This window comes from Hyphomonas sp. CY54-11-8 (assembly GCF_000682735.1).
Classification (GTDB): domain Bacteria; phylum Pseudomonadota; class Alphaproteobacteria; order Caulobacterales; family Hyphomonadaceae; genus Hyphomonas.
This window is the reverse complement of record NZ_AWFD01000012.1, coordinates 1-24,251: the sequence shown is the minus strand read 5'-3', so window position 1 is coordinate 24,251 and position 24,251 is coordinate 1. Positions and strand designations below refer to the sequence as shown.

The 24,251-nt window shown below is 61.4% G+C and carries 36 protein-coding genes; 3 read left to right on the top strand and 33 right to left on the bottom strand.

Features of this window, described 5'->3' with window-relative positions:
• Positions 1-20: 20 nt before the first annotated feature.
• A complete protein-coding gene (locus HY17_RS08585) occupies positions 21-389 on the bottom strand; it encodes a VOC family protein (RefSeq protein ID WP_034765869.1) in 369 nt (122 codons plus the stop codon).
• Between the two features lie 139 nt (positions 390-528).
• Here HY17_RS08585 and HY17_RS08580 point away from each other — a divergent pair, with 139 nt between their 5' ends.
• Positions 529-1,452: an SDR family NAD(P)-dependent oxidoreductase gene (locus HY17_RS08580; protein ID WP_034765866.1), complete on the top strand. Its 924-nt coding sequence runs from the start codon at positions 529-531 to the stop codon at positions 1,450-1,452.
• A 66-nt stretch (positions 1,453-1,518) separates the two neighbouring features.
• Positions 1,519-1,914 (top strand): Kazal-type serine protease inhibitor, encoded by a 396-nt coding sequence (locus HY17_RS08575; RefSeq protein WP_034765864.1) that lies wholly within the window; start codon positions 1,519-1,521, stop codon positions 1,912-1,914.
• 75 nt (positions 1,915-1,989) lie between these two features.
• Here the strand turns inward: HY17_RS08575 and HY17_RS08570 are convergent, their stop codons facing one another.
• The 31 genes from HY17_RS08570 to rpsJ all read right to left on the bottom strand — a co-directional run bounded on the left by HY17_RS08570 (position 1,990) and on the right by rpsJ (position 21,268).
• Positions 1,990-2,592, bottom strand: a complete 603-nt coding sequence (locus tag HY17_RS08570; protein WP_034765861.1) for an HD domain-containing protein — start codon at positions 2,590-2,592, stop codon at positions 1,990-1,992.
• A 73-nt stretch (positions 2,593-2,665) separates the two neighbouring features.
• Positions 2,666-4,246: an amino acid permease gene (locus HY17_RS08565; RefSeq protein WP_034765858.1), complete on the bottom strand. Its 1,581-nt coding sequence runs from the start codon at positions 4,244-4,246 to the stop codon at positions 2,666-2,668.
• Positions 4,247-4,363: 117 nt separating this feature from the next.
• A complete protein-coding gene (locus HY17_RS08560; protein ID WP_034765857.1) occupies positions 4,364-5,425 on the bottom strand; it encodes a hypothetical protein in 1,062 nt (353 codons plus the stop codon).
• A gap of 282 nt (positions 5,426-5,707) precedes the next feature.
• Positions 5,708-6,919 carry an RtcB family protein gene (locus HY17_RS08555; RefSeq protein ID WP_034765856.1) on the bottom strand — a complete coding sequence of 404 codons (1,212 nt, stop codon included), beginning with the start codon at positions 6,917-6,919 and terminating at the stop codon, positions 5,708-5,710.
• 361 nt (positions 6,920-7,280) lie between these two features.
• The gene (gene rplQ / locus HY17_RS08550) at positions 7,281-7,700 is read right to left on the bottom strand and encodes a 50S ribosomal protein L17 (protein WP_034765855.1); all 420 of its coding nucleotides are present in this window, start codon (positions 7,698-7,700) and stop codon (positions 7,281-7,283) included.
• Positions 7,701-7,749: 49 nt separating this feature from the next.
• Positions 7,750-8,787 carry a DNA-directed RNA polymerase subunit alpha gene (locus tag HY17_RS08545; RefSeq protein ID WP_034765854.1) on the bottom strand — a complete coding sequence of 346 codons (1,038 nt, stop codon included), beginning with the start codon at positions 8,785-8,787 and terminating at the stop codon, positions 7,750-7,752.
• Between the two features lie 67 nt (positions 8,788-8,854).
• Complete coding sequence (rpsK, locus tag HY17_RS08540) at positions 8,855-9,244, bottom strand: 30S ribosomal protein S11 (RefSeq protein ID WP_034765851.1); 390 nt, start codon at positions 9,242-9,244, stop codon at positions 8,855-8,857.
• 13 nt (positions 9,245-9,257) lie between these two features.
• Positions 9,258-9,626, bottom strand: coding sequence for a 30S ribosomal protein S13 (rpsM, locus tag HY17_RS08535; protein ID WP_034765849.1), 369 nt, complete (start codon positions 9,624-9,626; stop codon positions 9,258-9,260).
• Positions 9,627-9,774: 148 nt separating this feature from the next.
• Positions 9,775-10,344, bottom strand: a complete 570-nt coding sequence (locus HY17_RS08530) for an adenylate kinase (RefSeq protein ID WP_034765846.1) — start codon at positions 10,342-10,344, stop codon at positions 9,775-9,777.
• Positions 10,341-11,699: a preprotein translocase subunit SecY gene (gene secY, locus HY17_RS08525; protein ID WP_034765843.1), complete on the bottom strand. Its 1,359-nt coding sequence runs from the start codon at positions 11,697-11,699 to the stop codon at positions 10,341-10,343. The genes HY17_RS08530 and secY overlap by 4 nt, the downstream gene beginning before the upstream one ends.
• Positions 11,700-11,787: 88 nt before the next feature.
• On the bottom strand, positions 11,788-12,267 hold the full coding sequence (rplO, locus tag HY17_RS08520; protein ID WP_034765841.1) for a 50S ribosomal protein L15: 480 nt from the start codon (positions 12,265-12,267) through the stop codon (positions 11,788-11,790).
• 58 nt (positions 12,268-12,325) lie between these two features.
• Positions 12,326-12,511 (bottom strand): 50S ribosomal protein L30, encoded by a 186-nt coding sequence (rpmD, locus tag HY17_RS08515; RefSeq protein ID WP_034765840.1) that lies wholly within the window; start codon positions 12,509-12,511, stop codon positions 12,326-12,328.
• Positions 12,512-12,531: 20 nt separating this feature from the next.
• On the bottom strand, positions 12,532-13,107 hold the full coding sequence (gene rpsE / locus HY17_RS08510) for a 30S ribosomal protein S5 (RefSeq protein WP_034765838.1): 576 nt from the start codon (positions 13,105-13,107) through the stop codon (positions 12,532-12,534).
• Between the two features lie 11 nt (positions 13,108-13,118).
• A complete protein-coding gene (gene rplR / locus HY17_RS08505; RefSeq protein WP_034765836.1) occupies positions 13,119-13,481 on the bottom strand; it encodes a 50S ribosomal protein L18 in 363 nt (120 codons plus the stop codon).
• Between the two features lie 4 nt (positions 13,482-13,485).
• Complete coding sequence (gene rplF, locus HY17_RS08500; protein ID WP_034765833.1) at positions 13,486-14,097, bottom strand: 50S ribosomal protein L6; 612 nt, start codon at positions 14,095-14,097, stop codon at positions 13,486-13,488.
• 9 nt (positions 14,098-14,106) lie between these two features.
• The gene (rpsH, locus tag HY17_RS08495) at positions 14,107-14,502 is read right to left on the bottom strand and encodes a 30S ribosomal protein S8 (protein WP_034765830.1); all 396 of its coding nucleotides are present in this window, start codon (positions 14,500-14,502) and stop codon (positions 14,107-14,109) included.
• Between the two features lie 15 nt (positions 14,503-14,517).
• Complete coding sequence (rpsN, locus tag HY17_RS08490; RefSeq protein WP_034765827.1) at positions 14,518-14,823, bottom strand: 30S ribosomal protein S14; 306 nt, start codon at positions 14,821-14,823, stop codon at positions 14,518-14,520.
• A gap of 19 nt (positions 14,824-14,842) precedes the next feature.
• Positions 14,843-15,397: a 50S ribosomal protein L5 gene (rplE, locus tag HY17_RS08485; RefSeq protein ID WP_034765825.1), complete on the bottom strand. Its 555-nt coding sequence runs from the start codon at positions 15,395-15,397 to the stop codon at positions 14,843-14,845.
• On the bottom strand, positions 15,390-15,707 hold the full coding sequence (gene rplX / locus HY17_RS08480) for a 50S ribosomal protein L24 (RefSeq protein ID WP_034765822.1): 318 nt from the start codon (positions 15,705-15,707) through the stop codon (positions 15,390-15,392). The genes rplE and rplX overlap by 8 nt, the downstream gene beginning before the upstream one ends.
• Position 15,708: 1 nt before the next feature.
• Positions 15,709-16,077 carry a 50S ribosomal protein L14 gene (gene rplN / locus HY17_RS08475; RefSeq protein WP_034765820.1) on the bottom strand — a complete coding sequence of 123 codons (369 nt, stop codon included), beginning with the start codon at positions 16,075-16,077 and terminating at the stop codon, positions 15,709-15,711.
• The gene (rpsQ, locus tag HY17_RS08470; RefSeq protein WP_034765817.1) at positions 16,074-16,319 is read right to left on the bottom strand and encodes a 30S ribosomal protein S17; all 246 of its coding nucleotides are present in this window, start codon (positions 16,317-16,319) and stop codon (positions 16,074-16,076) included. The genes rplN and rpsQ overlap by 4 nt, the downstream gene beginning before the upstream one ends.
• Before the next feature lie 11 nt (positions 16,320-16,330).
• On the bottom strand, positions 16,331-16,549 hold the full coding sequence (gene rpmC / locus HY17_RS08465) for a 50S ribosomal protein L29 (protein WP_034765816.1): 219 nt from the start codon (positions 16,547-16,549) through the stop codon (positions 16,331-16,333).
• A 2-nt stretch (positions 16,550-16,551) separates the two neighbouring features.
• Positions 16,552-16,968, bottom strand: a complete 417-nt coding sequence (rplP, locus tag HY17_RS08460) for a 50S ribosomal protein L16 (protein WP_034765815.1) — start codon at positions 16,966-16,968, stop codon at positions 16,552-16,554.
• 2 nt (positions 16,969-16,970) lie between these two features.
• The gene (gene rpsC, locus HY17_RS08455; RefSeq protein WP_034765814.1) at positions 16,971-17,708 is read right to left on the bottom strand and encodes a 30S ribosomal protein S3; all 738 of its coding nucleotides are present in this window, start codon (positions 17,706-17,708) and stop codon (positions 16,971-16,973) included.
• On the bottom strand, positions 17,708-18,097 hold the full coding sequence (gene rplV / locus HY17_RS08450; protein ID WP_034765813.1) for a 50S ribosomal protein L22: 390 nt from the start codon (positions 18,095-18,097) through the stop codon (positions 17,708-17,710). Before rplV ends, rpsC begins: the two co-directional genes overlap by 1 nt.
• Positions 18,098-18,100: 3 nt before the next feature.
• On the bottom strand, positions 18,101-18,379 hold the full coding sequence (gene rpsS, locus HY17_RS08445) for a 30S ribosomal protein S19 (RefSeq protein WP_034765812.1): 279 nt from the start codon (positions 18,377-18,379) through the stop codon (positions 18,101-18,103).
• 15 nt (positions 18,380-18,394) lie between these two features.
• A complete protein-coding gene (gene rplB, locus HY17_RS08440) occupies positions 18,395-19,225 on the bottom strand; it encodes a 50S ribosomal protein L2 (RefSeq protein WP_034765811.1) in 831 nt (276 codons plus the stop codon).
• An 18-nt stretch (positions 19,226-19,243) separates the two neighbouring features.
• Positions 19,244-19,543, bottom strand: coding sequence for a 50S ribosomal protein L23 (locus HY17_RS08435; RefSeq protein ID WP_034765810.1), 300 nt, complete (start codon positions 19,541-19,543; stop codon positions 19,244-19,246).
• A 5-nt stretch (positions 19,544-19,548) separates the two neighbouring features.
• Positions 19,549-20,187: a 50S ribosomal protein L4 gene (gene rplD / locus HY17_RS08430; protein WP_034765809.1), complete on the bottom strand. Its 639-nt coding sequence runs from the start codon at positions 20,185-20,187 to the stop codon at positions 19,549-19,551.
• On the bottom strand, positions 20,187-20,948 hold the full coding sequence (rplC, locus tag HY17_RS08425; RefSeq protein ID WP_034765808.1) for a 50S ribosomal protein L3: 762 nt from the start codon (positions 20,946-20,948) through the stop codon (positions 20,187-20,189). The genes rplD and rplC overlap by 1 nt, the downstream gene beginning before the upstream one ends.
• Entirely contained in the window at positions 20,948-21,268 is a 321-nt protein-coding gene (rpsJ, locus tag HY17_RS08420; RefSeq protein ID WP_034765807.1) for a 30S ribosomal protein S10, read from the bottom strand. Before rpsJ ends, rplC begins: the two co-directional genes overlap by 1 nt.
• Before the next feature lie 416 nt (positions 21,269-21,684).
• Between rpsJ and HY17_RS08415 the strand changes: the two genes are divergently transcribed.
• Positions 21,685-22,959 (top strand): glycosyltransferase family 2 protein, encoded by a 1,275-nt coding sequence (locus HY17_RS08415; RefSeq protein ID WP_081813054.1) that lies wholly within the window; start codon positions 21,685-21,687, stop codon positions 22,957-22,959.
• A gap of 88 nt (positions 22,960-23,047) precedes the next feature.
• Here the strand turns inward: HY17_RS08415 and tuf are convergent, their stop codons facing one another.
• The gene (gene tuf / locus HY17_RS08410; protein ID WP_034765806.1) at positions 23,048-24,238 is read right to left on the bottom strand and encodes an elongation factor Tu; all 1,191 of its coding nucleotides are present in this window, start codon (positions 24,236-24,238) and stop codon (positions 23,048-23,050) included.
• Positions 24,239-24,251 lie beyond the last annotated feature (13 nt).

The following is a 24,251-nucleotide window of genomic DNA, read 5'->3' as shown; positions in this document are numbered from 1 at the left end:
CGGAGAGGAGACGAAACCACTTAGCCCAGCTTGCAGACGCAGATCTTGTTGCCGTCCGGGTCGCGGAAATAGGCACCGTAGAAGGTCGGCATGCGATTGCCGGGTTCGCCTTCGTCCTTGGCACCGAGTTCGATGGCCTTCTTGTAGACCTTGTCGACCGTCGCATTGTCCGGGCAGGCAAGCGCCGGCATCACGCCGTTGCCGCAGGTCGCCGCCTTCTCGTCGTAAGGGCCGCCGATTGCCAGCATGGGCGCGCCCGGCCCCGTGCCGTAGAAGTGAAGTCGGCCATTATTGAAGACCTGCTTGGCCCCCATTTCGCCGAGAACCGCGTCATAGAAGGCGCAGGCCCTGACCGTATCATTCGAGCCGAGCGTGACATAAGCGAGCATGATGTTTCCTCCTCTGGTGAATTCCAGAATGGAACGGATACACACCGCGACAACACGCGCAAGGGCTGACGTAAGGGATGTGCTTGACGTTGACGTGAGCGTCTGGTGTGAAACCCCCAAACTTTTCAGGAGAAAGCCCATGTCTGACATCCGTTTTGACGGTCGCGTTGCCATTGTTACGGGTGCCGGCGGCGGTCTTGGCCGCTGCCACGCCCTCGAACTCGCCCGCCGCGGCGCAAAAGTCGTCATCAACGACCTCGGCGCATCGATGGACGGTTCGGGCGGCAGCTCCGACGCCGCAGAAGCCGTGGTGAAGGAAATCGAAGCCATGGGTGGCGAAGCCATCTCCAACGGCTCGTCCGTCGCTGACGAAGCCGGCGTGAAGAAAATGATCGACGACACCATGGAAAAATGGGGTCGCATTGACATCATCATCGCCAATGCCGGTATCCTGCGCGACAAGTCGTTCTCGAAAATGACGACCCAGGACATCGACCTGGTTCTCGCCGTTCATCTGCGCGGCACGTTCCTGCCGGTGCATGCTGCCTGGGACATCATGAAAGCCCAGAACTACGGCCGTATCGTCGTGACCACCTCCTCCACCGGCCTCTATGGCAATTTCGGCCAGGCCAACTATGGCGCCGGCAAGCTGGGCGTGGTCGGCATGATGAACACCCTGAAAATCGAAGGCGCGAAGAACGACATCAAGATCAACGCCGTCTGCCCGGTCGCCGCGACACGCATGACCGAAGGCCTGATGCCGCCGGAAGCGCTGGAACAGCTGAAGCCGGAATATGTCACGCCGGGCGTGATGAACCTGGTGAAAGACGACGCTCCGACCGGCCTGATCCTGTCGGCTGGCGCCGGTGCCTTCTCGATGGCCCGCATCGTCGAAACCCGCGGCGCCTATGTCGGCCAGGGCGAAGAGCTGACCGCCGAAGCCGTTGCGGCCAAGTGGGACGAGATCACCGACACCAGCAAGACACTGCCGGCCTTCACTTCCGGCGGCCAGCACGGCCAGAACATGTTCTCGCTCGTCGCTGAAGGCAAAGCCAAGGGCTAAGCCCCGGCTCCAGACTTGCCAAAAATGATGGCGAGGCGCAGGCTGTTCTCCCGAAAGGAGAATCCCATGCGCCTCGCCATCCTTTTATTTTCCTCAATCTTTCTCGCCGGTTGCGCCTGGTTTCTCGAACCGGGCGTTGTGCCTGACCGGGCCGTTCCAGCCGACGAAGTGGCCGCACCCGTGGAGACCCCCGCGGAAGCCTCCGCGACCGGCGAAGGCGCTATGTGCGGTGGCATCGCCGCCTTCCAGTGCGATGACGGCCTGACCTGCATCTTTGAAGATGGCGCATGCCACTCGATCGCGGATGCTGCCGGCGTCTGCCGGAAGACGGGCCCGATCTGCACCAAGGAATACCGCCCGGTCTGCGGTTGCGACGGCAAGACCTATGGCAACCGCTGCGAAGCCTATGCCGAAGGCGTCAGTGTCGCCTATCCGGGCAAATGCGAAGTGAAGGAAAGCTGACGCAAACCCCGGCAACTGCATGAAAAAAGGCCCGTATCCTTTGGATACGGGCCTTTTTGGCGGTCTGCCTGCGGACTATTCCGCGTTTTTCATGGCTTTCAGATACATGGAGTTCTTCGGCTTAGAGAAGACGCGCTCCACCATCGGCTCGAAAAATTCCAGCGGCTCGCTTTCATAATCCGGGTCGAAAGCCGCCTGATCATACTTGTGGCAGAACTCGGCGCAGCGCTGGTAGTGCGGGCTGTCCTTGAACTGTTCGCGCATATTCTTGTCGAGGCCGAGATACTCGAAGAAGTAATAGCCCTGGAACGCGCCATGATTGGCGACCATCCAGAGGTTTTCCTCGGAAACGAACGGCTTGAGGATCGCGGCAGCCACGTCCGGATGGTTCATGCTGCCCAGCGTGTCGCCGATATCGTGTAGCAGGGCGCAGACGACATATTCCTCGTCTCGCCCGTCCCGGTGGGCGCGGGTCGCCGTCTGCAGCGAGTGCTCAAGCCGGTCGATCGGGAAGCCGCCGAAATCGCCATCCAGCAGGCGGAGGTGGTCCAGCACCCGCTTGGCGAGGCCCTTATTGAAGATGCGGGAATTCTCCGCGATGATATCCCAGTCTTCCTTGGTGCCTTCCAGCATTTCGCGGAATTTTGCGCGTTCGCCGCCGGCGTGTCCGTCAGCCATCTCATTTCCTCCGGTTTCTTATTGTCCCGCAGCAGGATAGCCCCGCCGCGAGAGAGTTCCAATCCCCGTTCCGTCAGATCGGCGGCGCCGCCGAGGGCGGTACGTCGGAATCTTCCTCGTGTACTTCGATCAGGCCAAGGCCGACATGGCTGCGTTTGCGGCTGTAGAAGAAATAGATCGCGAGCCCGATGGCACCCCAGACCGGCAGAACCATTTTCGCCACGAAGGGCAGGTTCAGATAGAGGCCAAGACAACCGATCGCGGCGATCGGCGCGATGATCCAGACAAACGGCGTGCGGAACGGGCGGAACCGGTCCGGATCCGTCCGACGCAGCATCATCACCGCAATCGCCACCATGAAGAAGGCGAACAGCGTGCCGGAGTTCGAAATGTCCGCCAGCTGGCCAACCGGGAAGAAGGCCGCCGCAATGGCCACGCAGATACCGGTGAAGATGGTCATCTTCCACGGTGTCCTGAACTTCGGGTGCACATCGGCGAGGTTTTCGGGCAGCAGGCCGTCGCGGGCCATGACGAAGAAGATCCGCGTCTGGCCATAGATCATCATCAGGATCACCGAAGGCAGCGCGATGGAGGCCGCGAGGCCGACAAGGTTGCCGATCACCGGGAAGCCGATGGTGCGGAGCGTTTCGGCGAGCGCCTCGTCCGAACAGACGATGGGGGCCTCGCCCACCGCCCGGAGTTCGGCGCAGCGCGCGGCAAAACCTGCCCCATCCGGTGGCAGGACCGCGCCGGCGGCATCGCGCACCGGCTGGGCCCCAACCGTGCCGACCACACCCGCTGCCACGAGGAAATAAAACACGGTACAGATGGCCAGAGAGCCGAGCAGTCCGATCGGTACATTGCGCTGCGGGTTCTTGGTCTCTTCCGCAGCTGTCGAAACTGCATCGAAGCCGACATAGGCAAAAAAGATGGTCGCCGCCGCTCCGACGACGCCGAGGCCGTCATGGCCGAGGAGGCCCGTTGGCATCAGCGGCGTGAAGTTCTCTCCCTTCAGGATCGGTAAACTCAGCACGATGAAGGCCGTAAGGGCCGTGACCTTGATGGCGACGAGCACGGCATTCACCGAGGCGCTTTCGCTGGTGCCGATGACCAGCAGCCACGTGACGACGGCCGCCACCACGATGGCCGGCAGGTTCACCACGCCATGGCTGAAGTCGACGCTCGGAATGCCGCCTGCAAAGCCCCAGGCCGGGCCGCTACTGAGCGCCGCGGGTAAGGTGAACCCGGTTAAGTTCTCGACGAGGCCCATGACGTACCCGGACCAGCCGACACACACGGCCGAGGCTGCCACGGCATATTCGAGGATCAGCGCCCAGCCGACCATCCAGGCCAGCAGCTCCCCCATCACGGCATAGGTGTAGGTATAGGCAGAGCCCGACACAGGCACCATGGAGGCGAGCTCTGAATAACAAAGGGCCGCCACCGCGCAGACGAACCCGGCGATGACGAAAGAGAACATCATGCCCGGTCCGGCCTTCTGGGCCGCCGCGGCGGTCAGCACGAAAATGCCTGTCCCGATCACCGCGCCGATGCCGAGCATGGTCAGCTGGAAGGCGCCGAGGGATCTGTGCAGGGACTTCTTTTCCGCAGTCGCAAGGATGGCGTCGAGCGGCTTGATACGGTCGAATATCATGGGGGAATGCTCCGATAGGCGGCGCTGAGCCTATCCGCAATTCCGGACTGTACAAGATACTTCCGTGAGAAGACGCCTCCCCGTTTCCGGAGAGGCGCCTCCCTTCGGGCGCCCGGATCAGTCCCAGAGAGAGCCCAGCATCAACCGTTCTTCCCAGGTTTCCCGCACCGGGACATGCGCCGGACCGCAACGGTCGCACACATGCTCATGCAGCCGGCGGGCAAGAACCCAGCTGGACTCGCCTGTCCGCCCGCCTGCCCGTTCCACGGCATCGACAATGAACCGGAGCGTTTCCTCGCGCAGGTCCGAATTGTCCTTGCCTTTCGCCTCGGCGAGCCGCCAGCCAGCCGTATCCCGGCGCAGGGCCAGGACGGCCCGTTCCACGCCATCACGCAGGACGTAGACCGCCATATGCCCGGCCGCGATGTCGCTGGTGAAATCCCGCAGGCAATTGCGGAATTCCAGCGCGACCTGTTCCAGCGTTTTCCTGTCGCCGACCCGGAAGAAGGCAGTCGGCAGGTCCGGCGGGGCCAGCATGTTGCCGAAGTGGACGGGCTGCAGGTCTTCCGCCGCCATGTCGAACAGGCGTTCGGACGATGCAGCCCGCTCCCACCGGCGGGCAACCGACGCCGCCTGATCCTTGCCGCGCATGCGCACGGCAAGTCGGAACGCTTCGGCCAGGTCATCGACAGCGCCCTTACTGTCCGGGATATGCCGAAGAATTTTCGGCACCCGGAGCAGGACCGGCAGCCTGCGGATCAGATGAAGCTGTTCCGGACGAATCTCGTCCGTGTGCCGAAGCACCTGCGCCGTGTTCTCCTCGGAGAACAGGGACAGGAACAGATTATAGTCGGATGCCTCCCACAGGGTCTCGCCCAGCCGGGACAGCGACTTCATCAGTCCGCCAGCTGCCTGGCCATGCATGAGATGTTTCGCAACATCCCCGTCGCGTCCAAATTCCACAAGACGGGCGATCTCGTTCAGTTCGAGATCACGAGCAAGCAGGATCGCCGCCGCGTGGCGGCGGGCGGACGGCAGGGCCAGAAAACCCGCATGCGGCGCAGGCCATACGATGGCCAGTGCTTCTGCGTGCGTTCCAGCAAGGAACCGCAGCAAGGGCGTCATGGCACCGGTACGGCCGAGTGGCCGCACAGGGCGCCGGGTCATGGGATTGCCCATGATCCACCTCCTTCCAGATCGTCCGCCGACCAGGATGCCGGGCACGGACAGATTGAAGTCAGAAAAATTTGAGGTCAGGCGCCCACCGGCAAACGCGCGGGGGACGCTGACTGCGCTCCCCATCGACTGAGGAGCAGGATTGTTGCTGTACAACCGTGCTTCATCTGTTTGGTCCGTTGTTTGGTTTGAGCAGCCATCCGTATCCGGATGGCTGCTCAAGAAGAAGGAGGCGTATAAGACGAGCCACAGTTAACTGTCAAGGCTGCGCCGAAAATTATTCGATCAGCCTTTGACACACACGACCTGTTTCAGCGTGTGGACGATGTCCACAAGGTCCGACTGGGCGGCCATGACGGCGTCGATGTCCTTGTAGGCCATCGGCGTTTCGTCGATGACGCCCGCGTCCTTGCGGCATTCTACACCCGCCGTTGCGGCGAGGTGATCATCCACCGTGAAGGTGCGCTTGGCCTCGGCACGCGACATGGTCCGCCCTGCCCCATGTGAGCACGAGCAGAACGACTCCGCATGGCCCTTTCCGCGCACGATGAAGGATTTCGCCCCCATCGAGCCCGGAATGATGCCAAACTCCCCCGCGCCGGCGCGCACGGCGCCCTTGCGGGTGACCCAGACATCAGCGCCGAAATGGTGTTCCCGCTCCACATAATTGTGGTGGCAGTTCACAGCCATCTTGCCGAGCGTGAAGGCCGGGAGCAGATCACGCAGGGCGATCAGTACACGGTCCATCATCACCTCGCGGTTGAGGCGCGCATAGTCCTGCGCCCAGCCGACAGCCATGACATAGTCGTCGAACAACTCCTCGCCTTCCACGAAGAAGGCGAGATCCTTGTCCGGCACGTGATAGCCGAGCACCCGCTTCTCCAGCGCCTCGCGGGCTTCCTGGATGAAATAGGTGCCGAGGATGTTGCCCGTCCCGCGCGAACCGGAATGGAGCATGACCCAGACACGGTCCACCTCATCGAGGCAAAGTTCGATGAAATGGTTCCCGCCACCGAGCGTGCCGAGCTGCGTCGCAAACTTCGTGCGCTGGATGCGCTTGTGCTTCACCAGGATCGCCTCGAGCCGCTCGTCGAGCCCGGACCGGCGCAGGGCCGAGGCCGCACGCGACGGGGTATCCTTGTGGTTCCCGCCCGGTCCGTTGCCAACCGGCACCTTCCGCTCGATCTCGCTGCGGACGGCCGAGAGGCTGTCCGGCAGGTCGTTCGATGTCAGGCTGGTGCGTACCGCCATCATCCCGCAGCCGATGTCGACCCCGACAGCGGCCGGAATAATCGCGCCTTTCGTCGGAATGACGGAGCCGACCGTCGCGCCGCGCCCGAAATGCACGTCAGGCATGACGGCAAGGTGCGAGTGCACGAACGGCAGCCCGGCAACATTTTCCAGCTGCTCACGTGCGGCCTCTTCGAGCGGCACGCCTTTTACCCAGGCCTTGATACGGCCCCCGGCGAAGGTCTCGAACACTTCAAACTCACTCATCTTCTCGCAGTCTGCTGCCCGCAGACTCCTCCTGACAAGCCCTCCGCGCGAATCCCTTTGGGTGAGAGAGAAAAGAAAACCCTCCGGGCGGAACGCGCGGAGGGCGGCATATGACCTTCAGGCCATCGGGCTGACCATCAGCCCTATCCAGCAACCTCCATGCGGAACGGATCGCGTCCTTGAACCAAGGCGCCGTCCTTCCGTGTCTGACTTGGGAACCGATAATTCATCGGAACTCTCCGCTGCTGAGTGGAGGCGCCGTATGATGGATCGGAGAAAAAGCGTCAACCGCAAAAACAAAAAGCCCCGGAGGAAAACTCCGGGGCTCTTTGATTTTCTTGCGGAAAATTCTTTGCGCGGATTATTCGCCGGCTTCGAGTTCAGCCTCGTGGCGGGCCTTGTCGGCGGCGCCTTTGGCGGACTCATCCCGGTCGACCATTTCCAGGACAGCAACCGGTGCGTTGTCGCCATGGCGGAAGCCGGCTTTCAGCACGCGGGTGTAGCCGCCGTTGCGGTCCTTGTAGCGGTCGCCGAACACGTCGAACAGCTTGCGGACAGCCTCTTCGTCGCGGACCTTGGAGAGAGCCTGACGGCGGGCAGCAAGATCGCCCTTCTTGGCCAGGGTCACCAGCTTGTCCATCAGCGGCGCCATTTCCTTCGCTTTGGGCAGCGTCGTAACGATCTGCTCATGCTCGATCAGGCTTGCGGCCATGTTGGCGAACATCGCCTTGCGGTGCGAAGTCGTCTTGTTCAGTTTGCGGTATCCAAGGCGATGGCGCATGGTTTCAATCCTTACAGGAGGTGGTCAGGCCCCCGGCTGTTTTCGGGTCCTAGAGGTGGTCGTCGTATTTCTTGGCAAGGCCTTCGATGTCTTCCGGCGGCCAATCCGGCACTTCCATGCCGAGGTGCAGGCCAAGACCAGCGAGGACTTCCTTGATTTCGTTCAGCGACTTGCGGCCGAAGTTCGGGGTACGCAGCATTTCCGCTTCCGACTTCTGGATCAGGTCACCGATGTAAACAATGTTGTCGTTCTTCAGGCAGTTTGCCGAACGCACGGACAGTTCCAGCTCGTCCACCTTCTTGAGGAGGACCGGGTTGAAGCCGAGGTCGGTTTCTTCCGTCTGGGTGCCGGCTTCCAGCGTCGGCTCTTCGAAGTTGATGAAGAGCTGCAGCTGGTCCTGCAGGATGCGAGCGGCGTAAGCGACGGAATCTTCCGGCGTGACCGAGCCATCGGTTTCGATGTCGAGGGTCAGCTTGTCGAAGTCCAGCTTCGTGCCTTCACGCGTGTCTTCCACCTGGTAGCCGACGCGGCGGACCGGTGAATAGATCGCGTCAATCGGGATATAGCCGATCGGGGCGTCTTCCGGACGGTGTGCCTCGGCCGGGACATACCCCTTGCCGGTAGCAACGGTGAATTCCATGCGGACTTCAGCGCCGTCATCGAGGGTACAGATCACGTGATCGGGGTTGAGGATCTTCGTATCGCCCGAGGTCTCGATCTGGCCAGCTTTCACTTCACCCGGGCCGGTCGCTTTCAGGACCATGCGCTTGGTGGTGTCGCTTTCCATGAAGATGGCGACTTGCTTCAGGTTCAGGACGATCGTGGTGACGTCTTCACGCACGCCCGGAATGGCGGAGAATTCGTGAACGACGTTGTCGATCTGGACGCCAATGATGGCAGCCCCTTGCAGCGAGGACAGCAGCACGCGGCGCAGGGCGTTGCCCAGCGTCGTACCATAGCCACGCTCCAGCGGCTCGATCACGAGCTTCGCCTTGCGCTTCGGGTCGTATCCAGCCTGAACCACAGGGCGGTTCGGGCGGATCAGTTCTTTCCAGTTACGGTCGTTGACGGCGGTGTTCTCGGCCATGTGTGGCGATCCTCAAAAAGCGGATGGCGGCGCGATATGGTCGCGCCACCGGGAAGGTTCAATCCGTTTAGACGCGGCGGCGTTTCGGCGGGCGGCACCCATTGTGCGGGATCGGCGTCGTGTCGCTGATCGCCGTAACCGTCAGGCCAGCAGCCTGAAGGGCACGAAGCGCGCTCTCACGGCCCGAACCCGGACCACGGACGAGAACCTCGACGGTTTGCAGGCCATGCTCCATGGCCTTCTTGGCAGCATCTTCTGCCGCCATCTGGGCAGCATACGGGGTCGACTTGCGCGAACCCTTGAAGCCCATCGTACCCGACGAAGACCAGGAGATGGTATTCCCCTGTGCGTCGGTGATGGTGACCATCGTGTTGTTGAAGCTGGAGTTCACATGAACAACACCCGAGGTGATGTTCTTGCGTTCCTTGCGGCGGACGCGGGTCGTCTCACGAGCCATGACGAACTACCCCTTACTTCTTCTTGCCGGCGATCGGCTTGGCCGGACCCTTGCGGGTACGGGCGTTGGTGTGCGTCCGCTGACCGCGAACCGGCAGCTTACGGCGATGGCGAAGGCCACGGTAGCAGCCAAGGTCCATCAGGCGCTTGATGTTCATGGACGTGTCACGGCGCAGATCACCCTCGACCATGTAATCGGCGTCGATCGTTTCGCGGATCTTGATGACCTCAGCGTCGGTCAGTTCGTTCACGCGGCGAGATGCGTCGACGCCCACCTTTTCGCAGATTTCCTGTGCGAAGGCCGGACCAATGCCATGGATGTACCGCAGCGCAATGACGACGCGCTTATTGGTCGGGATATTTACGCCTGCAATACGGGCCAATGCCGGTTCTCCTCAAGCGGACTGTTCAAACATTAAAAGCGCGCCGAGCCGGAATACGGTCCGCCTCGCGCGCCGGCGATTAAGCCTTAAGCTAAGAATGGAGGCTTATAGCCGTGGAAATTAACGCGTCAACAGCGGAATCCCAGCTTTATGCCGTCTCTTTCAGCGCAGCGTCGATCTGCTTTGCGACCTCGTCGATCGCGGCCATCCCGTCGACTTCCGTCAGGATGCTCCGCTCAGCGTAAATCGGCACCAGAGGCGCTGTGTCCTCATAGTATTTCTCAAGACGTTTCGAGAAGGTTTCCGGATTGTCGTCCTTGCGCCCCTGCTCTTCAAAACGCTTCGTGACGCGCGCCAGAAGCTGCTCGTCATCGACGACCAGACGGATAACCCGGTTCACTTCGGTGCCACGGGACTTCAGCAGCTCGTCCAGGGCGCCGGCCTGACCGACCGTGCGCGGGAATCCATCAAAAATGAAGCCGGCAGCCCCCTTGTTGGCGGTCAGCTGTTCGTCGATCAGGGCGATCACGATCTCGTCGGAAACGAGGCCGCCTTCATCCATGATTGTCGCAACGCGCTGGCCCAGTTCAGAGCCTGATGCGCGAGCGGCGCGCAGCATGTCGCCTGTGGAGAGCTGGATGAAACCGCGCTCCTCAACCAAGCGTTTCGCCTGCGTACCTTTCCCGGCCGCAGGCGGCCCGAACAGTATTAGATTCATTTCTTCCGGCCCCCGAGCTTCGACTTCTTGATCATGCCTTCATATTGATGCGCAATCAAATGCGACTGTATCTGCGTCACGGTGTCCATTGTCACCGACACCACGATCAGCAGCGACGTACCCCCGATGTAAAACGGGATCTCGGGGTAATAACGCCGAAGCAGTTCGGGCAGAACACAGACAAAGGTCAAATACAGCGCACCGATCACGGTGAGGCGAGTCAGGACGTAGTCGAAGTAGGCTGCCGTGTTGGAGCCCGGCCGGATGCCCGGGATAAAACCGCCATATTTCCGGAGGTTATCCGCCGTTTCCTCGGGATTAAACATGATCGAGGTGTAGAAGAAGGTGAAGAAGATCACGAGCACACAATAGGAGATGATGTGCGTCCAGGTGCCGGCTGAGAAGTTCGCAGCGAGCCAGGAAAGAATGCCATTCACTTCCGTGTCCGTCGCTGCACCGGCCGCATTGCCGCCCATGAAGCCCACAACGGTGAGCGGCAGCATCAGCAGGGCCGAAGCAAAGATCGGGGGAATCACACCCGCAGTGTTGATCTTCAGCGGCAGGAAGCTCTTCTGCCCCTGCGCCACACCATGCGCCTGCTGCCGTTTCGGATACTGAATCAGCAACCGCCGCTGCGACCGCTCCATGAACACGATGAACACGACCAGAGCGATCACCATGGCCGCAATCGCGATGACGAACACCACGTTCACCGAGGTCGCACGCGCCTGGCTGATCAGGTTCACGATCGCCTTGGGCAGCTCGGCCACGATGCCGGCGAAGATGATCAGTGAGACGCCGTTGCCGATGCCGCGGGCGGTGATCTGCTCACCCATCCACATCAGCAGCATCGTGCCGCCCGTGAGGGTCACCACACCGGTAAGGATGAAGAACGGCCCGGCGATGCCATCGATCCGGACATGCGACAGGCCGGATGAGATCGCGAAGGACTGAACCAGCGCAAATGCCAGCGTCAGGTAGCGGGTATACTGGTTTATCTGCTTGCGGCCGGCTTCGCCTTCCTTCTTCAGCTTCTCAAGCGTCGGGGAGGCCTGGGTCATCATCTGGATGATGATGGAGGCAGTAATGTACGGCATCACGTTCAGGGCGAAGATGCCCATCCGCTCCACTGCCCCGCCGGCAAACATGTTCATGTTGCCCAGCAGGCCGCCGGACTGGCTTTCGAAGATCGAGGCATAAGCGATCGGGTCGAGGCCCGGAATCGGGACGAATGTGCCGAGCCGGTAGAGCAGCAACATGCCCAGAGTAAACAGGATGCGGTTCTGGAGGTCCTTGGCCTTGGCAAAGGTTCCCAGATTTACATTGCGAGCCATCTGTTCTGCGGCATTGGCCATCGACGCTCGATCTCCCTGAAAATGCGTGCGCCGCCAAAATCGGCGGCGTCACGGTGTTTGTGAAGGGGTTCCGGGTAAAAACCGCTGTTTATTCTGCAGCCGTGTCTTTCGCGGCACCCGTAACCGTCACCTTGCCGCCAGCCTTTTCAACGGCTTCGATGGCAGCCTTGGAGGCACCGGTCACTGTGATGTTGAGGTTTTTCGGGGCAGCGCCCTTGGCCAGCAGGCGAACGCCGTCACGGACGTTGCGCACGAGGCCGGAAGCGACCAGCGTTTCTTCCGTCACATTGGAAGCGTCCAGTTTGCCGGCTTCGACCGCCTTGGTGACGCGGCCCAGGTTGACCCAGGACATCGTCTTCTGGCCGCGCGGAGTGAAGCCCCGCTTCGGCAGGCGCATGTAGATCGGCATCTGGCCGCCTTCGAAGCCATTGATGGCAACGCCGGAACGGGCCTTCTGACCTTTAACACCGCGGCCACCCGTTTTGCCTTTGCCCGAGCCGACGCCGCGGCCAATGCGCATGCGCTGCTTGGTGGAGCCTTCAGCGGGGGACAGTTCGTTGAGTTTCATCGTTCTATCTTCCGATACGTCTTGATGGTTGGGGCGGCGGCGATGTGGCACGGAGGCCTTATTCGCCGACCACCTCGACCAGGTGGGCCACTTTGCGGATCATGCCGCGCACAGCCGGAGTGTCTTCGAGTTCCTTGGTCCGGCCAACCTTGTTCAGGCCGAGGCCAACCAGCGTCTGACGCTGTTCGGGCTTGCGGCCGATCGGGCTGCCGGTCTGGCGGACGGTAAGCTTGGATTTCGACATGTCGTTACCCTTCCCTAGGCTCAGGCTTCAACGACGCCGGCTTCCGACGCACCATCGGTGCGGCGTCCAACCACGTCCTGAACTTTCAGGCCACGCTTGGAAGCGACGGAACGCGGGCTGGCCTGTTCCTTCAGAGCATCAAACGTTGCACGAACCATGTTGTAGGGGTTCGAGGAGCCGATCGACTTGCCGACGACGTCCTGGACGCCCAGCACTTCCATCACGGCACGCATCGGACCACCGGCGATCACACCAGTACCGGGAGGGGCTGCGCGCAGCACGACCTTGCCAGCGCCCCAACGGCCTTTGCCGTCATGGTGAAGCGTGCGGCCTTCGCGCAGCGGGATGCGGACCATGTTGCGCTTGGCTTCTTCCGTTGCCTTGCGGATGGCTTCCGGCACTTCGCGGGCTTTCCCCTTGCCGAAGCCGGCGCGGCCCTTCTGGTCACCCACAACGACGAGAGCTGCGAAACCGAAGTTCTTACCACCCTTCACCGTCTTTGCGACGCGGTTGATGCCAACCAGCTTGTCGACGAATTCGGACTGCTCCTCGTCGCGATCGCGATTCCGGCGGCCTCTTCCTCTTTCTTCAGCCATAGGGCCTCTCCTTAGAATTTGAGACCGCCCTCACGGGCGGCGTCTGCCAGGGCTTTCACCCGGCCGTGGAACATGTAGCCGCCGCGGTCGAAGACAACGTCTTCAACACCGGCTTTCTTGGCGCGCTCTGCCAGGATCTTGCCGACCTGCGCAGCTGCGGACGTGTCAGCGCCGGTCTTGGCACCGCCGAGAACGTCTTTTTCCAGCGTCGAAGCCGAAGCGAGCGTGATGCCCTTCTCGTCGTCGATGATCTGGGCGGAGATGTTCTTGTGGCTGCGCGCAACCGACAGACGCGGACGGCCTTCGGCGACCTTCCGGAGCTTGGTGCGGACCCGCTGGGCGCGGCGCTGCATCTTTTCGCGTGAGCTTTTCATGGCGTTACTTCTTCTTGCCTTCCTTACGGCGGACATATTCGCCCGCGTAACGGATACCCTTGCCTTTGTAAGGCTCCGGCGAGCGGTACTTGCGGATCTCGGAAGCTACCTGGCCGACAACCTGCTTGTCAGCGCCGGCAATGACGACTTCCGTCGGCTTGGATGAAGACAGCGTGATGCCTTCAGGCGCCGCGTAGACCACATCATGCGAGAAGCCGAGGGCCAGTTTCACATCTTTACCCTGCATCTGGGCACGATAACCGACGCCGACCAGTTCGAGCGTCTTTTCGTAACCCTTCGACACGCCTTCAACCATGTTGGCAGCGCGCGAACGTGCAGTGCCCCACTGGGTGCGGGCAACCGGATCCATGGCCTGAGCGAGCGTCGGAGGACGTTTGCCCCGGGCCTTCTCGGCTTCGATGCGATCGTTGGCAGCCTTCATGATGTCTTCGCGCGGCGAAACGGTCAGCTCATTGCCTTCCAGTTTCGGCGTGATGACTTCGGCAACCGTCAGGGAGAGTTCACCCTTCGGGCCTTTTGCCTTGATCGTCTGTCCTTCGACCGTCACCGTGGTGCCGGCTGGGATCTCAATCGGGAGTTTTCCAATACGTGACATGGTGCTCTCCTAGAAGACCCGGCAGAGCACTTCGCCACCGACATTCTCGGCGCGGGCGACGTTATCGGACATCACACCTTTCGAAGTCGAAAGGATGGAGATGCCGAGGCCGTTACGCACCAGCGGAATGTCGGAGACCGAAGAGTACACGCGGCGGCCGGGCTTGGAGACACGTTTGATCTCCGAGATGACCGGCTGGCCTTCGTAATACTTGAGCTCGATTTCCAGGTTCTTGTGACCGTCTTTCTCGATTTCCGTGTAGCCACGGATGTAGCCTTCGGACTGGAGAACCTCCAGAACGCGGCCCCGGAGCTTGGAAGCCGGAGTGACAACTGTAGACATGCCGCGCATCTGAGCGTTGCGGATGCGGGTCAGCATATCGCCGAGGGGATCAGAAATGTTCATGTGTACCCTCCTCTCTTACCAGCTGGACTTCACGAGGCCGGGGATCTGACCGTTCGAGCCAAGCTCGCGCAGCGCGATCCGCGACATTTTAAGTTTGCGATAGTAACCGCGCGGACGCCCGGACACCTCGCAGCGATTACGAACACGGTTCGGTGCAGAATTGCGCGGCAGCTCAGCCAGTTTCAGGCGGGCCTTGTAGCGCTCTTCCAGCGACAGGTTCTCATCCATCGCCGCCGCTTTCAGCTTCGCGCGCTTCTCAGCGTAGCGCTCCACCAGCTTCTGGCGTTTCGCGTTCTTCTCGATTGCGCTCTTCTTTGCCATATCAGCAGTCTCCTGGGCGCTAGTTGCGGAACGGGAAGCCACACTCCGCGAGGAGTGCCTTGGCTTCTTCGTTCGTTGCGGCGGTGGTGCAGACGATGATGTCCATACCGCGGATGTCATCGACTTCGTCGTAATTGATCTCCGGGAACACGATGTGTTCCTTCAGACCCATGGCGTAGTTGCCACGACCATCGAAGCTCTTGCCGTTCAGACCACGGAAGTCTTTCACGCGCGGCAGGGCAATGTTGGTCAGACGATCGAGGAATTCATACATGCGGTCGCGGCGCAGGGTCACCTTACAGCCGATCAGCATGCCTTCGCGAAGCTTGAAGCCTGCGATCGACTTGCGGGCCTTCGTGGCGACCGGCTTCTGACCGGCGATCCGCTCAAGCTCGGCCAGGGCCGACTTGATCTTCTTGGAGTCCGCAACGGCTTCGCCGACGCCCATGTTGATCACGACCTTGTCCAGTTTCGGGATCATCATCGGGTTCGAGTAGTTGAACTGATCCTGCAGCTTGGTGCGGATCTGCTCGCGGTACTTCGTCTTCAGACGGGGTTCGTATGCCTTAGACATCGATGGATTCCCCAGAGCGTTTGGCATAGCGCGTCTTGCGACCATGCTCGTCGGTTTTGAAACCCACGCGGACAGCCTTGCCATCGCGCGGATCGGTGAGCGCCACGTTCGAGACGTGAAGCGGTGCTTCGAACGTCTTCAGACCGCCGGCATCCATCTGGGACGGCTTCTGGTGACGCTTCACAACGTTCACGCCGCGCACGACGACGCGGTTCTCATCCGGGATCACCTTCAGGACTTCGCCCGTGGTGCCCTTGTCGCGGCCAGCGATCACGACAACCGTGTCGCCTTTTTTGATCTTCGCAGCCATCTTACAAGACCTCCGGGGCCATGTTGGCGATCTTGACCTGGTTCTTGCCGCGCAGTTCACGCGGAACCGGGCCGAACACACGGGTGCCGATCGGCTCGCCATTGTTGTTGATCAGGACGGCAGCGTTCGTGTCGAAACGAATGGTGGAGCCGTCCGGGCGGTTAATGTCTTTTGCCACGCGAACGACGACGGCCTTGCGGACGTCACCCTTCTTCACGCGGCCGGTCGGGATCGCTTCCTTCACGGAGACCACGATCACGTCACCGACGGAGGCATAACGACGGCCTGCGCCACCCAGCACCTTGATGCACTGGACGCGGCGCGCGCCGGAGTTGTCAGCCACCCGCAGGTTGGTCTGCATCTGGATCATGCGTCACTCCCTTCGCCGGTAACGAGTTCCCAACGCTTCAGCTTCGACTTCGGCGTGCACTCTTGAATCGTGACTGTCTGCCCTTCGACGGCGACATTGCCCTCGTCGTGAGCGTGATACTTCTTCGAGCGGCGAACGATCTTTTTCATCACCGGGTGGGTGAAAGTCCGTTCGACGCGGACAATTGCGGTCTTGTTCTGCTTGGCGGAGACCACGACGCCTTCCATGATACGCTTGGGCATGATCCCTCTCCTTACGCCTGACCTGCCTGAGCCTTCTCGCGCATCAGAGTCTTCACGCGAGCAATGTCGCGGCGGACTTCAGAAACGCGGGAAGTCTTTTCCAGCTGGCCGGTAGCCGCCTGGAAACGCAGGTTGAACTGTTCCTTCTTGAGCTTGACCAGATCGTCCTTGAGCTGGTCAGCCGACTTCGCCTTCAAGTCGTCGAGGCGTGCTTTGGTCTTGCGAGCCATGATCAGATCCCCTCAATACGCTTGATGATTTTGGTTTTGATCGGAAGCTTGGCTGCACCGAGGCGCAGGGCTTCGCGGGCAATGTCTTCCGGCACGCCGTCGATCTCGAACAGGATACGGCCCGGGGCAACGCGGGAGACCCAACGGTCCACGGAGCCCTTACCTTTACCCATACGCACCTCGATCGGCTTGGCCGACACCGGCACATCCGGGAAAACGCGGATCCACACCTTACCCTGACGCTTCATCTCGCGGGTAATGGCCCGGCGGGTTGCTTCGATCTGGCGCGCGGTGACGCGTTCCGGCTCGAGTGCCTTCAGGCCGAACTCGCCGAATGCCAGCGAGAAACCGGCCTTGGAGTTCCCGCGGATCTGGCCCTTGAAGGCCTTGCGGAATTTGGTTCGCTTCGGTTGACGCATCTCTATGCTCCGGCGGTCTGTGCGCCCGTTGCCGGGCCGCGCTGGTTAGCATTTGCACGTGCACGGGACTGGCCGGACGATTCCAGGCGCTTGTCCTGTGCCATCGGGTCGTGCTCCAGGATCTCACCTTTGTAGACCCAGACCTTGATCCCGATGATGCCATAGGTGGTTTCGGCTTCGGCAGTGCCGTAGTCGATGTCGGCGCGCAGCGTGTGCAGCGGCACGGAACCTTCAGCATACTTCTCGGTGCGGGCGATTTCGGCGCCACCAAGGCGGCCGGAAACCATGATTTTCACACCGTCTGCACCGAGGCGCATCGCGGACTGAATGGCGCGCTTCATCGTGCGGCGGAACGATGCCCGGCGCTCGAGCTGGCGGGCGATGTCGTCAGCGATCAGCGTCGCGTCGATTTCCGGCTTGCGGATCTCGACGAGGTTCACGCGGACTTCGTCGTCGGTCATCTTCGACAGGTCCTTGCGGAGCGTCTCGATGTCCCCACCCTTCTTGCCGATCACGAGACCCGGGCGAGCCGTGTGAATCGTGATGAGGCATTTCTTGTGCGGGCGCTCGATGATGATCTTCGAGATGCCGGCTTGCTTGAGGCGCTTGCGGATCTCCTTGCGGATCGCAATGTCCTCATGCAGCAGACGGCCATAATCGGCGCTGTCTGCGTACCAGCGGCTGTCAGACGTCCGGTTGATACCAAGACGCAGGCCGATCGGATTAACTTTCTGACCCATCAGGCAGCCTCCGCTTCCATGCTCGTGTCACGCAGCACAATAGTGAGCTGCGCAAAGGGTTTCTGGATCGGTGCCGCGCGGCCACGGGCGCGGGCCCGGATACGCTTCATCACCAGGTTCTTGCCAACGTGGGCCTCAGCAACGACCAGGCTGTCGATGTCGAGGTTGTGGTTGTTCTCAGCATTCGCGATCGCGCTCTGCAGCAGCTTGCGAACATCCTTGGCCGGACGTTTCGGCGAGAACTGCAGCTCCGCCAGAGCCCGCTCGACCGGAAGGCCGCGGATCTGCTGTGCCAGCAGGTTCAGCTTCTGCGGGCTGGAACGGTACATGCGCAGAACAGCGCGTGCTTCGTTCGATGCCTGCTTCGGAGGATTCTTGGCCTTTCCCATGGCTTACTTCCTCTTCGCTTTCTTGTCCGCGCCGTGGCCGTAGTAGGTGCGGGTCGGAGCGAATTCGCCGAACTTGTGACCCACCATCTCTTCCGACACGGTGACGGGAATGAACTTGTTGCCATTGTGGACCTGGAAATTCAGGCCAACGAATTGGGGCATGATCGTCGAGCGGCGCGACCAGGTCTTGATCACGGTGCGCTTCTCAGAGGAACGGGCTTCCTCTGCCTTCTTCAGCAGGTAGCCGTCGACGAACGGGCCTTTCCAGACAGAACGTGGCATGTCTCGTGGCTCCTGTTAGCGTTTCGCGTTACGGCGACGGATGATCAGACGATCCGTAGCCTTGTTCTTGCGGGTCTTCGGACCACGGGTCTTCTTACCCCACGGCGTCACCGGGTGACGGCCGCCGGAAGATTTACCCTCACCACCACCGTGCGGGTGGTCGACCGGGTTCATCACGACACCGCGGACAGACGGGCGCTTGCCGAGGTGGCGCTTGCGGCCAGCCTTGGAGAGCACCTGGTTCATGTTGTCCGGGTTGGACACAGCACCGACCGTCGCCAGGCAGGTGTCCATCACCATGCGAAGCTCGCCCGAGGTGAGCTTGATCTGGGCATAACCACCGTCACGGCCAACGAGCTGGGCGTAGGTGCCAGCGGAGCGGACCATCTGGGCGCCCTTCTGCGGCTTCAGCTCGATGTTGTGAATGATCGTACCGACCGGAATGTTCTTCAGCGGCAGCGTGTTGCCCGGCTTGATGTCAGCCGTTGCGGAGGTGACGACGGTATCGCCGACTTCCAGGCGCTGCGGCGCGATGATGTAGGACAGCTGGCCGTCTTCATACTTGATCAGCGCGATGAAGGCCGTGCGGTTCGGGTCGTACTCAAGGCGCTCGACGGTCGCCGGAATGTCCCAGCGGTTACGCTTGAAGTCGACCTTGCGGTACAGCTTCTTCGCGCCACCGCCGATACGGCGTGCCGTGATGCGGCCTTTGTTGTTACGTCCGCCCTTCTTGGTCAGGCCCTCGGTGAGTGCCTTGACCGGCTTGCCCTTGTGGAGCTCGGAACGGTCGACCAGAACGAGCTGGCGGCGGCCGGGCGAAGTCGGATTGAATGTCTTCAGTGCCATAATATTCGTCCTTCCCGCTTACAGGCCTGTCGTGATGTCGACAGACTGGCCTTCAGCAAGCGTCACAATGGCTTTCTTGATGTCGTTGCGACGACCAGCATAGCCACGGAAGCGCTTGGTCTTGCCCTTCTGGAGGATCGTGTTGACCTTGGTCACGTCGACCTTGAACAGGGCCTCGACAGCGTCCTTGATCTGCTTCTTGTCGGCATCGATGGCGACTTCGAACACGATCTTGTTGTGCTCAGCGACCAGCGTCGACTTCTCGGTGATGAGAGGACGGCGCAGGACGTCATAGTGGTGGGGTTGCACGTCAGCCATGACGATCAGGCCTCCTTCGATCCGTCGAAGCGTGCCTGGATACCTTCGGCAGCTTCCTTGGTGATGACCAGCGTCTTGCGGCGCAGAATGTCGTAAACGTTCAGACCGGCAACCGGCAGCACGTCGATGTTCGGGATGTTGCGAGCCGCCTTGGCGAAGTTCTCGTCAACCGCAGAGCCCGAAATGATCAGCGCGTTCTCGATACCGAGACCTGCGAACTGGCCAGCCAGCTCCTTGGTCTTGGCGGAGGTCAGCACGGCTTCGTCCAGAACGAGGATCGCCTCCCCCTTCACTTTCGAAGAGAGCGCGTGGGCCAGAGCCATCTTGCGGATCTTCTTCGGCAGGTCATGGGCGTGGCTGCGGACGCGCGGGCCGTGAGCAATACCACCACCGACGAAGATCGGAGCGTTACGCGAACCGTGACGTGCGCCGCCGGAACCTTTCTGGCGGATGTACTTCTTGGTCGTGCGGTTCACTTCACCACGCGACTTGGTCTTGTGCGTACCGGCCTGACGGCGAGCGAGCTGCCAGCGAACGGTGCGCTGCAGGATGTCGTCGCGGATCTCGTCGATACCGAAGATCGCATCGTCGACCGTGATATTGCCGGCAGCTTTGCCGGCCAGGGTTTTGACTGCGAGTTCCATTATTCGGCGCTCTCTTGATTGGTGGTGCCTTCAGGGGCCTTGAACGAACCGGCCGCCGGCGTATCGGCATGCGGAGCCTTCTTCACAGCGTCGCGGAGCTCGACGAACGCGCCATCGTGACCCGGGACAGCGCCCTTCACGAGGATCAGGCCACGATCAACGTCCGTACGAACGACTTCGATGTTCTGGGTGGTCACGCGCTCAACGCCGTAGTGACCGGCCATCTTCTTGCCCTTCCACACGCGGCCCGGATCCTGGTTTGCACCAGTTGAACCGTGGGAACGGTGAGAGATCGAGACACCGTGGGTGGCGCGCAGGCCGCCGAAGTTCCAGCGCTTCATGGCACCGGAGAAACCTTTACCGATCGTCAGGGCAGCAACGTCGACTTTCTGGCCAACAGCAAAGTGGTCAGCAAGGACAGTCGCGCCAACTTCCGGCAGGTCGCCAGAGACGCGGAATTCTTTCAGTTTGCGCTTCGGCGCAACGCCGGCTTTCGCGAACTGGCCGCGCAGCGCCTTGGTCGTGCGCTTTGCCTTCTTGTCGCCGACACCCATGATGACAGCCTTGTAGCCGTCGGTGCGGGTGACTTCGCCGCCTTTCTTGGTGGTGACGGTGCGCTCGTCTTCCGTGCGCACGCCGACGACCTGACAGCCGTCGAGCGACAGAACGGTCACCGGGACGTGGCGACCCTGGTCATCGAATACGCGTGTCATGCCGACTTTGCGGGCAAGCACGCCGGTACGGGCTGCTGGCAGAGCCATTAACGGCCTCCCTCAAGCTTGATTTCGATACCAACGCCGGAGGACAGGTCGAGCTTCATGAGGGCATCGACGGTCTGCGGGGTCGGGTCCACGATGTCGAGGATGCGCTTGTGCGTGCGGATCTCGAACTGTTCGCGGGATTTCTTATCGATGTGGGGCGAGCGGTTCACGGTGAAGCGCTCGATACGTGTCGGCAGCGGGATCGGGCCTTTGACTTCAGCGCCCGTGCGCTTTGCCGTGTTCACGATCTCTTTCGCCGACATGTCGAGGGCGCGGTGATCGAAGGCTTTCAGCCTGATCCGGATATTTTGTCGTTCCATCGTCTCGGTCCGTCCGCACAAAACACATCCGCCCGTGGGCAAATCAGCATGCGCCCGGGCGTCCGTGGGATTGAATTGTCTGTTTCGAGGGAGCGTTCGCTGATAAAAAGCGCTGCCATCCCGGCGAAGTGGGCGGTCTATGGGATAGTCACCGCGCCGTCAACTCCTGCCCCGCTTATTTTTGCTGTTGATCTGCAGTGGCCACGGGCGGTTTAGCACCCCCCACAGACGCCCCCTTCCCCACGGCCAATGTTGCTGCCCGGAAGCAAGGGTGAAGCAGGTTCCGAACGTGGTTAACGGATCCGGACCGGAATCCGAAGAGATTCCAAGGAAATCGTCAGGCGTTTCCAGCAATCTTCACCGAAATTTTCCGGATTCCTGAGATGGTCGGGACAAACAGGATGGCAGGGCAGACAATGAATACAGTCAGAAAAATCGAAGCGAACTGGCCGGAACACGCTCCGGAACCGGCAGAGGGCGTTGGCGCATTCGAACTGCTGAAGCATCTGCGGTCGGAATTCGAAGGCCAGACAGCCCGGGATCTCGAGCTGACCATCCTCATGCCGTGCCTGAATGAGGCTGAAACTCTCGCGTCCTGCATCCGCAAGGCGCTCGACTATCTCGAACGCTCGGGAATCAAGGGCGAAGTCCTCATCGCCGACAATGGCAGCACCGATGGCTCCCGCGAAATTGCCAAGGCAGAAGGCGCCCGGGTTCAGCCAGTTTCGGCACGCGGCTATGGAGCAGCACTGATCGGCGGGATCCGTGCGGCCCGCGGCAAGTATGTCATCATGGGCGACGCCGATGATTCCTATGATTTCTCCAGTCTCGACGCATTTGTGTGGGAACTGCGTGAAGGGGCCCAGCTGGTCATGGGCAACCGGTTCCAGGGCGGCATCGCCCCCGGCGCGATGCCCTTCCTCCACCGGATGCTCGGCAACCCTGTCCTGTCCTTCATTGGTCGCCTGTTCTTCAAGATCCCGGTCGGCGACTTCCATTGCGGCCTGCGCGGTTTCAACCGCGACGCCATTTGCGACCTGAAACTCTCGAGTCCCGGCATGGAGTTCGCCAGCGAGATGGTGGTGAAGGCGTCCCTCAATGATCTCGACATCCGCGAAGTGCCGACCACCCTGTCGCAGGACGGCCGGTCACGGGCCCCTCACCTGCGCACATGGCGCGATGGCTGGCGCCATCTCCGCTTCCTTCTGTTGCATAGCCCGAAATGGCTGTTCGGTGTGCCGGGCTCGACCCTGCTCGGCGCGGGCCTTGTCGGCATTGCCGCCCTGATCGGCGGTCCGCTGGAAATTGCCGGCATACGGCTGGACCTGCTGACGCTTGTCGCGTCCTGCTTCTCGGTGATCCTCGGCATCCAGCTTTTGACCTTCTCGTTGCTGACCCGGGTCTATGCTGGTGAGTTCGGCGTCCTGCCGAAGTCGAAGCACCTCAATCGCATCTTGCCCTTCCTCACGCTGGAGCGTCAGTTGCAGCTGGCAGCCGTGCTTTGTCTTGCGGGCCTCGCCGGTGCAGGCGCTGCCTTCTCCGGCTGGGCCGCTTCCGGTTTCGGCGACATTGTTGGCAATTCGACCCTGCGCTGGTTTTCCCTGTCGCTGACCTCCGTCGCGATCAGCGTCCAGCTCGCAGCTGCCGCCTTCCTGGCCTCTTTCATCCGCCTGCCAAAGCCGGGCAAGTAATCCGGCGATCCGGACAGCCACTCCAAAGCAAAAAGGCCGCCCGGATTGGGCGGCCTTTTCGGTTCTATGAGGCGTTTGCCTTCAGGACTTAGTCCTTGATGGCCGAGACGACGCCGGCACCGACCGTGCGGCCACCTTCGCGGATCGCGAAGCGCAGGCCCTGGTCCATGGCGATCGGGGTGATCAGCTCGACGTCCATCTTCACGTTGTCGCCCGGCAGGACCATTTCCTTGTCAGCCGGAAGCGTCACGATGCCCGTCACGTCCGTCGTACGGAAGTAGAACTGCGGACGGTAGTTCGTGAAGAACGGCGTGTGACGGCCGCCTTCTTCCTTGGTCAGGATGTAGGCCTCGGCTTCGAACTTGGCGTGCGGCGTGATCGAGCCCGGCTTGGCCAGAACCTGGCCGCGCTCAACGCCTTCACGGTCCACACCACGCAGCAGGGCGCCGATGTTGTCGCCAGCCTGGCCCTGGTCGAGCAGCTTGCGGAACATTTCAACGCCCGTACAGGTCGTCTTCACAGTCGGGCGGATGCCGACGATCTCGATTTCCTCGCCAACCTTGATGATGCCCTGCTCCACACGGCCGGTCACAACCGTACCGCGGCCGGAGATCGAGAACACGTCTTCGACCGGCATCAGGAACGGCTTGTCCAGCGGACGCTCCGGCGTCGGGATGTACTCGTCGACAGCCGCCATCAGCTCAAGGATCTTGTCCTTGCCGATCGCATCGTCACGGCCTTCCACAGCCGCCAGCGCCGAACCGGCGATGATCGGAATGTCGTCGCCCGGGAATTCGTAGGACGACAGAAGTTCGCGCACTTCCATCTCGACGAGCTCGAGCAGCTCTTCGTCGTCGACCTGGTCAACCTTGTTCAGGAACACGACCAGCGCCGGCACGCCGACCTGGCGGGCCAGAAGGATGTGCTCGCGAGTCTGCGGCATCGGGCCGTCAGCTGCGTTCACAACCAGGATCGCGCCGTCCATCTGGGCAGCACCGGTGATCATGTTCTTCACATAGTCAGCGTGTCCGGGGCAGTCGACGTGGGCGTAGTGACGGTTGGCCGTCTCGTATTCCACGTGCGCGGTGTTGATCGTGATACCGCGAGCCTTCTCTTCCGGCGCCGAGTCGATGTCTTCATACGAGCGCTTCTCACCACCGCCGACTTCCGCCAGAACCATCGTGATCGCTGCCGTCAGCGTCGTCTTGCCGTGGTCAACGTGGCCGATCGTGCCGATGTTCACGTGCGGCTTGTTACGCTCAAACTTTGCCTTGCCCATCGGGCCTCTCCTT

What these genes read in the sequence shown, in the direction of transcription:
- rplQ (WP_034765855.1), bottom strand. Translation starts at nt 7,700, where the DNA reads ATGCGCCATCGCCTTGGATACCGCAAACTGAACAAGACGACTTCGCAC.
- HY17_RS08575 (WP_034765864.1), top strand. Translation starts at nt 1,519, where the DNA reads ATGCGCCTCGCCATCCTTTTATTTTCCTCAATCTTTCTCGCCGGTTGC.
- rpsC (WP_034765814.1), bottom strand. Translation starts at nt 17,708, where the DNA reads ATGGGTCAGAAAGTTAATCCGATCGGCCTGCGTCTTGGTATCAACCGG.
- rplP (WP_034765815.1), bottom strand. Translation starts at nt 16,968, where the DNA reads ATGCGTCAACCGAAGCGAACCAAATTCCGCAAGGCCTTCAAGGGCCAG.
- HY17_RS08580 (WP_034765866.1), top strand. Translation starts at nt 529, where the DNA reads ATGTCTGACATCCGTTTTGACGGTCGCGTTGCCATTGTTACGGGTGCC.
- rpsJ (WP_034765807.1), bottom strand. Translation starts at nt 21,268, where the DNA reads ATGGAACGACAAAATATCCGGATCAGGCTGAAAGCCTTCGATCACCGC.
- rplB (WP_034765811.1), bottom strand. Translation starts at nt 19,225, where the DNA reads ATGGCACTGAAGACATTCAATCCGACTTCGCCCGGCCGCCGCCAGCTC.
- HY17_RS08415 (WP_081813054.1), top strand. Translation starts at nt 21,685, where the DNA reads ATGAATACAGTCAGAAAAATCGAAGCGAACTGGCCGGAACACGCTCCG.
- rpsN (WP_034765827.1), bottom strand. Translation starts at nt 14,823, where the DNA reads ATGGCAAAGAAGAGCGCAATCGAGAAGAACGCGAAACGCCAGAAGCTG.
- rpsQ (WP_034765817.1), bottom strand. Translation starts at nt 16,319, where the DNA reads ATGCCCAAGCGTATCATGGAAGGCGTCGTGGTCTCCGCCAAGCAGAAC.
- rplO (WP_034765841.1), bottom strand. Translation starts at nt 12,267, where the DNA reads ATGAAACTCAACGAACTGTCCCCCGCTGAAGGCTCCACCAAGCAGCGC.
- secY (WP_034765843.1), bottom strand. Translation starts at nt 11,699, where the DNA reads ATGGCCAATGCCGCAGAACAGATGGCTCGCAATGTAAATCTGGGAACC.
- HY17_RS08565 (WP_034765858.1), bottom strand. Translation starts at nt 4,246, where the DNA reads ATGATATTCGACCGTATCAAGCCGCTCGACGCCATCCTTGCGACTGCG.
- HY17_RS08530 (WP_034765846.1), bottom strand. Translation starts at nt 10,344, where the DNA reads ATGAATCTAATACTGTTCGGGCCGCCTGCGGCCGGGAAAGGTACGCAG.
- HY17_RS08435 (WP_034765810.1), bottom strand. Translation starts at nt 19,543, where the DNA reads ATGGCTGACGTGCAACCCCACCACTATGACGTCCTGCGCCGTCCTCTC.
- rpmC (WP_034765816.1), bottom strand. Translation starts at nt 16,549, where the DNA reads ATGGCTCGCAAGACCAAAGCACGCCTCGACGACTTGAAGGCGAAGTCG.
- rplN (WP_034765820.1), bottom strand. Translation starts at nt 16,077, where the DNA reads ATGATCCAGATGCAGACCAACCTGCGGGTGGCTGACAACTCCGGCGCG.
- HY17_RS08555 (WP_034765856.1), bottom strand. Translation starts at nt 6,919, where the DNA reads ATGAGTGAGTTTGAAGTGTTCGAGACCTTCGCCGGGGGCCGTATCAAG.
- rpsH (WP_034765830.1), bottom strand. Translation starts at nt 14,502, where the DNA reads ATGAACATTTCTGATCCCCTCGGCGATATGCTGACCCGCATCCGCAAC.
- HY17_RS08545 (WP_034765854.1), bottom strand. Translation starts at nt 8,787, where the DNA reads ATGGCCGAGAACACCGCCGTCAACGACCGTAACTGGAAAGAACTGATC.
- rplC (WP_034765808.1), bottom strand. Translation starts at nt 20,948, where the DNA reads ATGGCTCTGCCAGCAGCCCGTACCGGCGTGCTTGCCCGCAAAGTCGGC.
- rplD (WP_034765809.1), bottom strand. Translation starts at nt 20,187, where the DNA reads ATGGAACTCGCAGTCAAAACCCTGGCCGGCAAAGCTGCCGGCAATATC.
- tuf (WP_034765806.1), bottom strand. Translation starts at nt 24,238, where the DNA reads ATGGGCAAGGCAAAGTTTGAGCGTAACAAGCCGCACGTGAACATCGGC.
- rpmD (WP_034765840.1), bottom strand. Translation starts at nt 12,511, where the DNA reads ATGTCGAAATCCAAGCTTACCGTCCGCCAGACCGGCAGCCCGATCGGC.
- rplV (WP_034765813.1), bottom strand. Translation starts at nt 18,097, where the DNA reads ATGGGAAAGGCCAAGAATCCTCCGAAGCAGGCATCGAACGAAGCACGC.
- HY17_RS08570 (WP_034765861.1), bottom strand. Translation starts at nt 2,592, where the DNA reads ATGGCTGACGGACACGCCGGCGGCGAACGCGCAAAATTCCGCGAAATG.
- rpsK (WP_034765851.1), bottom strand. Translation starts at nt 9,244, where the DNA reads ATGGCTCGTGAGACGACCCGCGTCCGCCGCAAGGAACGCAAGAACATC.
- rplE (WP_034765825.1), bottom strand. Translation starts at nt 15,397, where the DNA reads ATGTCTAAGGCATACGAACCCCGTCTGAAGACGAAGTACCGCGAGCAG.
- rplF (WP_034765833.1), bottom strand. Translation starts at nt 14,097, where the DNA reads ATGTCACGTATTGGAAAACTCCCGATTGAGATCCCAGCCGGCACCACG.
- rplR (WP_034765836.1), bottom strand. Translation starts at nt 13,481, where the DNA reads ATGAAAAGCTCACGCGAAAAGATGCAGCGCCGCGCCCAGCGGGTCCGC.
- rplX (WP_034765822.1), bottom strand. Translation starts at nt 15,707, where the DNA reads ATGGCTGCGAAGATCAAAAAAGGCGACACGGTTGTCGTGATCGCTGGC.
- rpsE (WP_034765838.1), bottom strand. Translation starts at nt 13,107, where the DNA reads ATGGCTGAAGAAAGAGGAAGAGGCCGCCGGAATCGCGATCGCGACGAG.
- HY17_RS08585 (WP_034765869.1), bottom strand. Translation starts at nt 389, where the DNA reads ATGCTCGCTTATGTCACGCTCGGCTCGAATGATACGGTCAGGGCCTGC.
- rpsS (WP_034765812.1), bottom strand. Translation starts at nt 18,379, where the DNA reads ATGCCACGTTCTGTCTGGAAAGGCCCGTTCGTCGACGGCTACCTGCTG.
- HY17_RS08560 (WP_034765857.1), bottom strand. Translation starts at nt 5,425, where the DNA reads ATGGGCAATCCCATGACCCGGCGCCCTGTGCGGCCACTCGGCCGTACC.